The 10882-nt window shown below is 57.5% G+C and carries 6 protein-coding genes and 7 pseudogenes; 8 read left to right on the top strand and 5 right to left on the bottom strand.

The features are described 5' to 3' along the window. Positions 1-111: 111 nt before the first annotated feature. Both NKH02_RS33195 and NKH02_RS33190 read right to left on the bottom strand, forming a co-directional pair. Positions 112-1263: a M20 family metallopeptidase gene (locus NKH02_RS33195; RefSeq protein WP_352883998.1), complete on the bottom strand. Its 1152-nt coding sequence runs from the start codon at positions 1261-1263 to the stop codon at positions 112-114. A 35-nt stretch (positions 1264-1298) separates the two neighbouring features. Next, a complete protein-coding gene (locus NKH02_RS33190) occupies positions 1299-2504 on the bottom strand; it encodes an aminotransferase class V-fold PLP-dependent enzyme (protein WP_352883996.1) in 1206 nt (401 codons plus the stop codon). A 293-nt stretch (positions 2505-2797) separates the two neighbouring features. On the opposite strand from NKH02_RS33190, the gene NKH02_RS33185 reads away from it, so the two are divergent. The 6 genes and pseudogenes from NKH02_RS33185 to NKH02_RS33160 form a co-directional block, all read left to right on the top strand. Continuing rightward, on the top strand, positions 2798-3262 hold the full coding sequence (locus NKH02_RS33185; RefSeq protein WP_352883995.1) for an Lrp/AsnC family transcriptional regulator: 465 nt from the start codon (positions 2798-2800) through the stop codon (positions 3260-3262). 56 nt (positions 3263-3318) lie between these two features. Beyond that, positions 3319-3460 (top strand): annotated as a pseudogene (locus NKH02_RS34655) (transposase); the annotation flags it as partial. 178 nt (positions 3461-3638) lie between these two features. Continuing rightward, on the top strand, positions 3639-4025 hold the full coding sequence (locus NKH02_RS33175) for a transposase (protein WP_352883992.1): 387 nt from the start codon (positions 3639-3641) through the stop codon (positions 4023-4025). Next, positions 3949-4158 (top strand): annotated as a pseudogene (locus NKH02_RS33170) (hypothetical protein); the annotation flags it as partial. The gene NKH02_RS33175 and the pseudogene NKH02_RS33170, both read left to right, overlap by 77 nt. Positions 4159-4230: 72 nt before the next feature. Continuing rightward, positions 4231-5868: pseudogene (tnpC, locus tag NKH02_RS33165) on the top strand (IS66 family transposase). Positions 5869-6006: 138 nt separating this feature from the next. Further along, positions 6007-6481, top strand: a pseudogene (locus NKH02_RS33160) (transposase); the annotation flags it as partial. A gap of 29 nt (positions 6482-6510) precedes the next feature. Here NKH02_RS33160 and NKH02_RS33155 read toward each other — a convergent pair. After that, positions 6511-6684, bottom strand: a pseudogene (locus NKH02_RS33155) (ISNCY family transposase); the annotation flags it as partial. On the opposite strand from NKH02_RS33155, the pseudogene NKH02_RS34650 reads away from it, so the two are divergent. Beyond that, positions 6659-7045 (top strand): annotated as a pseudogene (locus NKH02_RS34650) (hypothetical protein). The pseudogenes NKH02_RS33155 and NKH02_RS34650 sit on opposite strands and share 26 nt — an antisense overlap. Here NKH02_RS34650 and NKH02_RS33145 read toward each other — a convergent pair. After that, entirely contained in the window at positions 6984-8162 is a 1179-nt protein-coding gene (locus NKH02_RS33145; protein ID WP_352883989.1) for a M24 family metallopeptidase, read from the bottom strand. The pseudogene NKH02_RS34650 and the gene NKH02_RS33145 overlap by 62 nt on opposite strands. Positions 8163-9457: 1295 nt before the next feature. Between NKH02_RS33145 and NKH02_RS33140 the strand changes: the two genes are divergently transcribed. Further along, positions 9458-9769 (top strand): recombinase family protein, encoded by a 312-nt coding sequence (locus NKH02_RS33140; protein ID WP_352883988.1) that lies wholly within the window; start codon positions 9458-9460, stop codon positions 9767-9769. A 74-nt stretch (positions 9770-9843) separates the two neighbouring features. Here NKH02_RS33140 and NKH02_RS33135 read toward each other — a convergent pair. After that, positions 9844-10528 (bottom strand): annotated as a pseudogene (locus NKH02_RS33135) (transposase); the annotation flags it as partial. Positions 10529-10882: the final 354 nt, after the last annotated feature.

Raw genomic sequence — 10882 nt, 5'->3', positions numbered from 1 at the left:
CGCTTCAACAGCCGCAATCCTTCAAAACAGAAGCCTCAACCGCAAACCCCCGCACCAAATGCCGCGTCAGCGGCTTCGTTCAATCCCCAATCCTTAAATCGTCACTACGTCCTAGTAGCTAAGCATGATCTTCTGGTATATTTCGACCGCCTTAGCTACCTGATCTATTTCAACGAACTCGTTGTTCGTATGGGCCTGATCGGTACTTCCCGGTCCGAGAACGATGCAGGGAATTCCTGCCAATGATAGCTGGTTTGCATCCGAGCCGCCCTGCCCTCCTACGTATTTCCCGGTTCCGGCTACGTCAGCACAGGCCGCTGCTGCCACTGCAGCAATCTTGCTCGACTCGGCACTGTTTGGAGCAGGATCTTCCAAAGCAGGGAGCAGTGAGCGCACCTTGATTTTATCTTCGCCTTGGCGAAAGGCTTCCAATATGTTTTCCACCTCTTGTAGCGCGTCCTGCGGCCGCTCTCCTGGTATAAGGCGTCGATCGACCCAGATGCGGCACGATGGCGGCACAGTGGTCAGTTCTAACCCTCCTTCGATTAGTCCGACGGTTAGCAGCGGAGGGCCCACCAATGGATGCACTCGTGACGCCAAGGCCCGATGATGCTCATCAAGCGCCAATATGATCTTTGCCATTCCCGTGATCGCATTGACTCCGAGATAAGGCCTCGAACTATGAGCGGCCACGCCCTCAACTTCGATTTGCCAGCGGACGGAACCCATGTGAGCCACCACCAGCTCCAAGTTAGTGCACTCACCAACCACTGCGGCGTCATAAGACACGCCTGACTGAGCAATAGCGCGAGCGCCAAGTTTACGGCCCTCCTCATCAATGCTTGCCGCGACGACGACCGTGGCTTTTGGTTGCCGCTGTCCAAGGGTGCTAAGGGCGATCATCATAGCTGCAAGTGAACCTTTTGTGTCGCAACTACCTCGACCATAGATCCGCCCCGCCTTTTGCTCTCCAGAGAACGGATCTGACCCCCACCTGATTTCGTCAACAGGTACGGTGTCCATATGAGCGATAAAAAGAATGCGCTTGTCCGGGTCTTGTCCTGGCACCCAGGTGAAAAAGTTCGGACGGCCATCCACCACTTCCTGAATTTCATATGGGAGGTTTCGTTCCCGGCAGAACGTCTCAAGGAACTCAGCAACTTTCTTTTCTCCACTTCCCTTTGGGGAAAGTAATGGGTTGACGCTCTCGATTTTGACAAGCTCCCGAAGGAGCGCCAAAGTTTGCGCGGATACATTCGACATAAGCTCTCCTATTATCGCGGTATTAGTGCCTGCTGCTACTTCGACCAACTTTTGGCTAGTTCGACCACGCGATCAACTTCATCGGCAGTGTTATATAGATGTAGGGAAAGCCGAAGCATGCCTCTGCGTATCGAGACGATCACCTGATTGTCCAACAAGTGATCATGAAGCGACTGAATACGGCAATCGACCGTGCGCGCTTCAGATAGAGCGGCTGTGTCGCCAAGGGCTACGATACTTCCGGTGTGGCTCCCTGGAGGTCCGCCACAGACCGGCAACCCAAGTTCCAAAAGACCAGAGGCCAGTCGCTTTGCGAGGGATGTAACGCTTCGCTCAATCGTTTCGGTTCCGATCTCAAGTAGTTGCCCCATTGATGCGTGGGCAGCCAACATGCCCGGAAAGTTGTAATGCCCAATATCAAAACGGGGTGCGCCGTCGCGCAATTTTACCGAACTAGGTACCGGAGCAGATTCAGGTGCGTTTCCGAAGTCTACGCTGAAACGGGCAAGGTAGGCCGGGTTCAGCCTATCGGCCCATTCTTGTCGACAATACAAAAATCCCGATCCATAAAGACCCATCAATCCCTTCACAGTCGAAACCGCTAATCCGTCTACGCCAAGTCGGCTAACATCGGTGTGGAGTATCCCGACCGATTGCGTTCCGTCCGCCAAAAGAAAGACACCAAAACGCTTGCATGCTTCTGCGACTGGCTCCAGCACTGTCCGAAATCCCGGTACCATTGTCACCGTGGCAAGCGCGACAATGCGTGTGCGAGAGTTAATTGCCTTCACGAGAGCGTCAGCTGGAATTGAGCCAGCATCCGGCTCTATCAGTCGGAGCTCGACATTGTGGCGGGCCTTGACCTGAAGCCAAGGCAGTATGTTGTTCGCGTGCTCTAGTTTCGGGCACAGAACAACATTGTCTCCAGGCCTCCAATCGACAGCGTTGGCGATTATATTGATGCCTTCTGATGCGTTCTTTGTGATAGCAATCTCTTCTTTTACTGCGCCGATCAATAGCGCGAACCTGGCGCGGGTACCCTCGACATGGTGCATCATACGCTCTTCGTCGTTTCGACCATGAAGCCGATTGTCCAGATGCGGCCCGATAGATGCAAGCGTCGTTCTTGAGATCAGCCCTTGGTTTGCAACATCCATGTAGATGGCGTTTATTGTTGCTGGGTAATCCTGTCGAAGAACATCCAGAGGATGCATATCGTTTTTCATATCTGTCACTAACATTCGATGGAGCAGCGGCTGAGACGACTAATTAGTTACGCCCAGCTAAGGAGGCAGATCTGGAACAAGTTTTAGAGAGATGGCATCGACTGAGAGACATTTTGAGCCAGTTGTTTCGGGCGGAGCGTCGCATAGGCAAGATCATAGAGGACGTGACGCTCATCGGCTCCAGCACCAGACCCTGAGCGCCCCTAATTTGCTCATTCTAGGCCTTGCTCAGTGCGGATATCTGGCTAATATCGGCATCAGGACGCCGCATTCCTGCTCAGAGTCGAGTTTTTTTGCAGAGAATATGAATGGATTTGGATCGAATTGACCTGAAGATTCTCAACGCTGTGCAGCGTAACAATCGCCTTACGACAGATGAATTGGGCGAACTGGCTGGGCTGTCGGCTACCGCTTGTCAGCGGCGATTGAAGCGACTTCGCGATACCGGTGTGATTGAGGCTGATGTTGCCATAGTTTCGCCAGAAGCCGTCGGACGGCCCATGCTCATGCTGGTGTCGGTCAGTCTCGAGCGCGATCGCTCAGATATTATTGATCGATTTAAGCAAGCGGTTCGGCGCACGCCTGAGATCATGAGTGCATATTATGTGACAGGTGACGCCGATTTCGTTCTCGTAGTTTCTGCGCGCGACATGGCGGATTATGAGGCATTTACACGACGCTTTTTTCACGAACAACCCGACATAAAGGCAGTTAAGACAATGGTCGCAATGGATCGGATTAAGGCATCGTTTTCTTTGCCAATTGACGAATAGCGCCGCCGACAAGCGCCCGCATCGGACGACCATTGATGACTGCGTGGTGCAAATCGTTCTTCGGCGATCTCACTTCCTGCCAAAGCCTGATGCCTTCGACTGCTTGCTTGCCGAGACTCGTCGCCGTCAATGGGGCGTCTACGCCAAGCCGCCGTTCGGCGGGCCGAAGCAGTGCTGGCCTATTTCGGCCGCTACACCGTCGACCGTGAAGAAATCGGAAGCTGCTGATATCCCATAGGAACTGGCCGATCTGCAGATTTCGAAATTGCAGGTAACGGCCAGTTTGTGGATGGTTTTCTGTAAGTGGGCAGGCCATCCCACGTAGCTTTGGGACCATTGCTGGCTCATTTTCTGCATGAATCATGCGGAGAATCCTATGAGCGACAGTGTGACTCATTATCGAAGCTTCGAGGTTTTGACGGCGGAGCCGTTGCGGTCGCGACGTAAGCTGCGTCATTGGTCGGACGAGGACAAGGCGCGGCTTGTTGGGGAGGCGTTGGCGCCGGGGAGCAATGTTTCGGCGATGGCCCGCTCTCACGGACTGGACCCTTCGCAGGTCTATGCGTGGCGTCGCAAGGCGCTGGCGTCTGGAGCGGTGTCGCCGCTGACAGGGGGGCAGGTCAAGCCGGTCAGGTTCACGCGCTTTGAAGCGGTGGGCAGTGAGATGGTGGAAATCGTCGTCGGCGATGTGGTGGTGCGCGTCGGCGGCGATGTTGATCCCGATCGTCTGGTCAAGATCATGCGCGCGGTGCGCAAGGCATGATCGCCTCAGGAGTTGTCGTTTACGTGTCGTGCCAGCCGGTCGACTTCCGCAAGGGAGCCGCATCGTTGATGGCTCTGGTGAGGATGGCAGTCTCGACCCGTTCTCTGGAGCGCTTCACGTGTTCCGCTCGAAGCGAGCGGACCGTGTTCGCATCGTGTGGTGGGACGGCAGCGGGGGCCTGCGGCAAGATGGATCATTGGCTGTAATGGTTGGGAAAGCGGCTGTTTTTGTGCTCTCCTTCCCGCATGGTTTGCCTGCTCCCGATCTGCCGGACGACGTCGAGACGCTGAAGGCGATGATCCTTGCGATGGCCAGCGAGCAGGCTGCAAACGAAGCTCAGCTTGCAGCAGCGACGGCGGAGGTCGCCCGGCTGATGGCCGTCGAGAGAAGCGCCAACGAGCGGATCGCCAACCTCACGTCGATCGTGAAGGTGCTGGAGCGCGCGCACTACGGCAAGCGTTCCGAACGGCTGCGCCTGTCAATCAACGACGAGCAGGCTTCCTTTGCCTTCGAAGAGGTCGAGACTGGCCTTTCCGCGATTTAGAGCGAACTCGATCAGGCGGTCAAGGACAAGCCGAAGCGTGCCGCGCGTCCGCGCAAGGGCTTTGCCGCTCATCTCGAACGCATCGAGGAAGTTGTCAAACCGGAAATCCCAGCCGACTGCGCAGGGCTGGAAAAGGTTCTGATCGGCGAGAATCGGTCCGAGCGGCTGGACGTCGTGCCGCCGAAGTTCCGGGTCATCGTGACGCGCCGTCCCAAATATGCCTTCCGGGATCGGGACGGCGTGGTCCAGGCACTGGCGCCGACGCACATCATCGAAAGCGGCCTGCCGACAGAGCGGCTGCTTGCCTATATCGCCGTGTCGAAATACGCCGATGGCCTTCGGCTTTACCGGCAGGAGGCGATCTATCTGCGTGATGGCGTCGAACTCAGCCGATCGCTGATGGCGCAGTGGATGGGGGCATCTGGGCTTCGAGCTGCAGATGCTTGCTGATTACATCCTGGAGCGCATCAAGGAGGGCGAAAGGGTCTTTGCCGATGAGACGTCCTTGCCCACGCTTGCCCCGGGGTCCGGGAAGACCACGCTTGGCTATGGGCCTATGCGCGCGATGATCGACCGTTCGGCGGCACCAGTCCGCCGATGGTTGCCTATCGCTTTGAAGACAGCAGGGGTGCGGATTGCGTGGCGCGCCATCTCGCCGGATTCAATGGCATCCTGCAGGTGGATGGCTACTCGGCCTGTACCAACCTGCTCAAGGCGCGTGCCAAATCCGGCAGCAACGAAACGATCAAACTCGCAGGATGTTGGGCGCATCTGCGGCGCAAATTTTACGAACTGCATATCAGTGGGATCTCGCAGGGCGCGACGGCTTCGGTCACAGCCATGAGCAAACCGTGTGAGGTCGAGGACGAGGTCCGCGGCAAGGATGCCGATAGCCGCGCTGCGCTGCGTTAGGAAAAGTCCGCGTCACGAGCCTCTTCGAGCAGTGGGAAAAGGAACTGGGCAAGGTCTCCGGAAAATCCAAAACTGCCGAGGCGATCCGCTACGCGCTCACTCGGCGCGAGGCGCTGGAACGCTTTCTCACGGGCGGTCGCATCGAAATCGACTCCAACATCGTCGAGCGCGCCATCAGGCCCCAGACATTACTCGTGAAACAGCCTATTTGCCGGCAGCGAGGGCGGTAGACGAACTTGGGCGACCGTGGCGGCACTGCTGCAAACGGCCAAAATGAATGCCGTTGATCCGCTCTCCTGGCTCTCCCAGACCTTGACCCGAATCGCTCAAAGCTGGCCCGCCGCCGAAATCGAAATGCTCATGCCTTGGAACTTCAAGCTAGACTAGTTTCAGTCCGTAAACGCCAAACCATTGATGTTATTGCCTAAATCGAGATTTTGCGAAGGCAAGGCCCGGCGGTTTCAGGTACACTTTGGTTTCATGCCACTGATTCCAAAGCACAATCTGCAACCGCCGGAGCCGACAATGCGACAAGAACGCAACGTCCAAGCCAGCATATTCGATCTTTTCGCCGCGCACGAGATCGGCCACGAACTGAAGGCGATGGTCGCACTGGCTGGACGAGCGCCGCGATCTGCTTGGCTTGATGGCGCGAGATTTGGGTCGGCACGGCGTCAGGGCCACCGGACGGCAAGGCCTACCTGCTGAAGCGGTCTTGCGTTGCGCGCTTCTCAAGCAATACCGGCAGTTGACCTATCAGGAGCTGGCATTTCATCTGGAGGACTCGGCATCGTTCCGGGCCTGTGCCCGCCTGCCGTGGTCCTGGAGCCCGCGGAAGTCGGTGCTGCAAAAGGCGATCAGCGCGATCCGGCCCGAGACCTGGGAAGAGATCAATCGGGCGCTGCTGTCGAATGCCCGCCAGCCAAAACTGGAAGATGGTGCGGTCGTGCGGCTGGACAGCACTGTGACCTCGGCACTCATGCACGACCGGAGCGACAGCAGATCGCGATCGCCTGCGCGACCTTGGCCTATCAGTTCACGGTAGAGTTGGACGCGGTCGGGTCGGCCGCGTGTGAACTGGATCTTGCGGGCGCGCTTCTTGGCCGCGCGGCAATGATCGCGCCATTCCAGGCCGGCGCCACCGGCCAAGGCATTAGCCTGCTTCAATAGGCGCACCATGACCCGCACAGCGTCCCAGAGCAGGCATGGCGAGCAGGAGTGGTCGTCATTACCGCGGTCAGGGACGCTCCTGCACACGCTGCCTGACGATTTCCATCGCATCCGCCACTACGGCTTCCTCGCCGACGGTAATCGCGCCGCCAAGCTCGACCTGTGCCACGGGCTGCTGGCCGGATCGCAGCAGAACGATCTCGAACCGGACGCCGAAAGCGCCGCTGTCGCCGCCTAGCACCTTGCGGTGGCGCATCGCTGCTCATGCTGCGGAGAGCCAATGATCACGCTCGGCCAACTGGCGGTGAGCGTTGAACCGAAAGAGCCACGAGCTATTCCACGACTATCAAGCGGCGATCGACATTGGCCAGCCGTTCACCACCGCTTTCGGTGACGACAAATGACTCTGATATTGCGGCCCCGAAGTCATGGAGCCGGACCCCTGATTGGAAATGAAAGCACATGCCGGCTTGAAGAACAGTCCTCTCGTCCGAGCGAATACTAACCGTACGTTCGCCCCAGTCCGGCGGATAGTTGAGGCCGATTGAGTAGCCGGAGCGGCCTATCTTGCTATACCCATTGCGCTCAAGAATACTCAGCCAGACGGCATTGACCTCTTCGACAACGACCCCTGGTTTCGCCATATCGAGCGCGGCATGAACACCTTCAACTATGACGTTCGCGAGACGCGTGACCTCTTCAGGTGGCTTTCCAATGTGAATGGTACGGCACAACGGCGCACAATAGCGCCGTCGCGTTGCGCCAAACTCCATTAAAACCAAGCCAGACGTTGGTAAGGGTTCATCGGTCCAACTGAGGTGCGGGGCGTTGGTCTGTTCGCCAGTTTGGATAAGAGGGAAACCGCTATAGTCGCCATATTTTCCGTCGAGTCCTCGTATCTGAGACCCAAATACCTCGGCAACAACTTCGTGTTGCGGAACCCCTGGCTTCAGGGTTGCAATTGCCTTCCGCATTGTGTTGCTGACCATCTGGCCCGCTTCTCTCATATAGACGAGTTCGGCCTCCGATTTAACGAGTCTGGCCCAATTAACTAGTTCGCGGCTATCGGCGAACTTTGCATTCGGAAGGCCTTTAACAAGGTGTTGGTGCGCCCGTGCAGTGTAGTAGTGCGCGTTGAGCTCAACACCGACGCGATCAGATCCCCATCCACGTGAATCGATCAGGCTGCAAAGGTCATCGAAGGGATGCAGCACAGGATGGTGAAGCCGCTTATCGGAAAACGATACTATGTTCTCAGCGGATAAATCTGTCGTAATATGAGCGGAATTTACATCAACGAGCCGTCCGAACCAGATCGGCATGTCCGATTGGAGGTGCACCAAGACCGCTTGAGGTACGTAGAATGAAGCGCCGTCAAAGCCAGTCAGCCAATACATATTCGCCGGATCTTGGCAGATTAGCAGATCCAGTCCTGCTCGTTCCATGCGTTCCTTGACGTCGTAAACACGGCGTGCAAACTCAGCGGGAAGGAAAGGTTTCTCATAATTCATCTCGTGGTCGTCCTTCACTCCGGGGTTGCTGGACCAGGCATTCTCTCCTGCCTAGTGGTTATGCCTTCCTAGCACGCCTCAAAAGGCTGTTTTTGCGCGAAGACCCGTCGGTCTCGCAGAAAATCTGCATTCTTGGCTGTTTGCGCACCACGACCCCAATTCCGGGCTGCGGCTCCCCCCGTTTTGACCAGGGGAATCGCATATGAGAATAGACGCTGGAGCTCGAAGTATTTCCGTAACGCGCGAATTTGGACTCCAATGCGTCCCTTCGCGATCCGATTCTGCTTTGTTCTCGGTTTGGATTCGAAGCCGGCAAGTACATCGGAACGGCGAATTTCCATATGCGATAGCCCTGCCGTTTTGACCGGCGGTCGGCGACCGATCGGATTGCGCGACCATGGCTGTGATCTTGGCCTCGAAGGGCGGCATAAATTGCCTGCTACTCGCAGCGTTCCCGCGGCGACCGCGCCCAATGGTACAACGGCGTTGAGAAGCCGATAATAACAGTTTTTCTAGGGCGACGCCACTCTTGCTCGACGGGCGCGACGCCTGTAGTCGCTTCCCTGCAGGCATCGAACGCTTCGGCGAGTAGCGTGGCGAGGATGATCCTTCTTACTCCCGGATCGAGGGGCACCACATCATGCTGCTTGGTCTGTCCGGCTTGTCTCCTCCTCGCTCGTGGGGTGGGCGGTCAGGGCTTCGAGCTGAGCTGCAGGTTCGCCAAGGCGGTGCGCGCAACGAGCGTGGCAACAACGTCATTGGCTTGCCCGGCGCGATATAGAGTGCCACTCGACCTGCCGTTCCTCCTGCCCCGCCGCTGGGTCGTGAACCGCTGTACAATGTTGCCAAGTTTGCCTTTGAGTGGTCGGTGCGCATCGAGCGTCCAAGCCGTAGGCGGCAGCTTGTTGAGGATCGTGGTGGTCGGAATGCGAGTCGATTTGTCGCGGGCGAATCAGAGCCGCCACAGGATTTACGCTATCGACGGCCCAGCTGCGAGCCGGCCTATGGAGGCGCACATGGTCCGGCGCATGGATCGCCCTGTGCTGCGCGTGCAGGTGGTTCGAAGCGACAAGAACCGGCACCCAACATCTGCTCGAGGCCTATGCCCGCCTTTTTGCCGACGATCCAGCGCACGAGCCGGCGGCCGGAACGTCGCCCGGACCTTTCATCGAAGGTGACGGACGTGACAGCGAAATCGGGAGGTAAGCAATGACCGAGACTCGATGTGCGCTCTATGCACGGGCATTCAGCGAGGCCCAGACGCTCGACAACACGATTCCAGTCAGGTCATTGCGTTGCAGGGACGCATTGCCACCGATGGCTTCGTGCTTGAGCCAGGTCACAGCTATCTGGATGACGGCTACAGTGGTTCGGTTCTACTTCGCCCAGCGCTGGAGCGGCTAAGGGATGCAGTTGCCAGTGGCCACGTCGAGCGTCTCTACGTCAATGCTCCCGATCGACTCGCCCGCCGCTACGCCCATCAGGCGCCGCTAATCGACGAGTTCCGTCGTGCCGGTGTGGAGATCGTCTTCCTGAACCGCCCCATTGGTGGCACGGCAGAGGATGATACTTTTGCTCCAGGTTTAGGGCGTCATCGCCGAATATGAGCGCGCCAATATCCTCGAGCGGAGCCGTCGCGGATGACCAGGCGGAACTTGGTTGCCTCTCCGATCCAGAATGCTCAGGCTGCCGCCGCAGTCTCTTTCGTATACTGGAACTCCGAGCCATCACTCCAGATCCGATGCATGATTACTGATAGTTTTCGCGCCCGGGCCACGACGGCTCTTTGCAAACCACGGCATTTGGCGACATTCATCGCCCTTTCAGCCACAACCATTTCTGCACCCGCGTCAGCAGCGATTGTACGGCTTCATACAGCAGCGCTCTCATCAGAGCATCACCGCAGCGCGAGATGCGACCGACACGATCGCTTTCACCCGATTGACGAGGCGTTAATCCAGGGCAGGGCCGAAACCGGCCTTGGATTCCTGAAGCGAGCCGGAACATCGATGGTGCTGATGTTGTAGGCCAGCGCGACCACTGGACCGATGCCGGGAATTGTCGTCACACGCCGGCAAGCCGTTCATCCCGAATGACCGCCAGCAACTGACGATGCAAGGTCATGAGGGCCCGCGCAGCTTTTGACGAACCAGCAGCAGCGGCAACATGATGCTGGCCAAGTCCGGCATGTCTTCCACCAACTCGCGGATCCGTGTCTCGAAGCCAACGGTATTGACGACGCCGACCTTGAGCCCAAAATTGCGCGGCATCCCCCGAATGTCATCCTCGATGGCAATGGACTTTTCTTGCACCAGCTTGCGGGCCGTCAGTAACACCCGTCGCTTCTGGCTGATCAGCGTCTTGATGCCGTGCAAGGTGGCCAGCAATTGCGTCTGTTCGACGCCCATTACGACAAATACGGCTTCCAGCCGATCGTGGCGTGCGATGGCGACGGCCGGTTCGTCGGGGTGCGGTTCAAAAATGACGGCCCTGCACGCCACTGCAAGATTCCGGGTTTTCGGCTGAAACACGCAGATTTCCTGCATTATCATGGGGTGATTTGCGCGAAGGGGCCAATTTGGGCTGCTACGTTGATGAAGCGGGCACTGATCGGTCCGGTATCGAGGCGCGGTCAAAACCCGGATGGCAAGGGGAACGGTCACTACAAAGTCCTATCTTAGATATGGAATGAACGGCCAAACAAGGACGGAAGGAGAAAC

The organism is Mesorhizobium sp. M1396 (assembly GCF_040317725.1).
GTDB lineage: Bacteria > Pseudomonadota > Alphaproteobacteria > Rhizobiales > Rhizobiaceae > Mesorhizobium.
The sequence above is the reverse complement of the archived record's forward strand: the minus strand, read 5'-3'. Positions and strand labels throughout refer to the sequence as shown.

Bases quoted from the DNA above. Each gene is read 5' to 3' on its own strand.
- NKH02_RS33195 (WP_352883998.1), bottom strand. From the start codon at position 1,263: ATGTCGAATGTATCCGCGCAAACTTTGGCGCTCCTTCGGGAGCTTGTC.
- NKH02_RS33185 (WP_352883995.1), top strand. From the start codon at position 2,798: ATGGATTTGGATCGAATTGACCTGAAGATTCTCAACGCTGTGCAGCGT.
- NKH02_RS33145 (WP_352883989.1), bottom strand. From the start codon at position 8,162: ATGAATTATGAGAAACCTTTCCTTCCCGCTGAGTTTGCACGCCGTGTT.
- NKH02_RS33190 (WP_352883996.1), bottom strand. From the start codon at position 2,504: ATGTTAGTGACAGATATGAAAAACGATATGCATCCTCTGGATGTTCTT.
- NKH02_RS33175 (WP_352883992.1), top strand. From the start codon at position 3,639: ATGAGCGACAGTGTGACTCATTATCGAAGCTTCGAGGTTTTGACGGCG.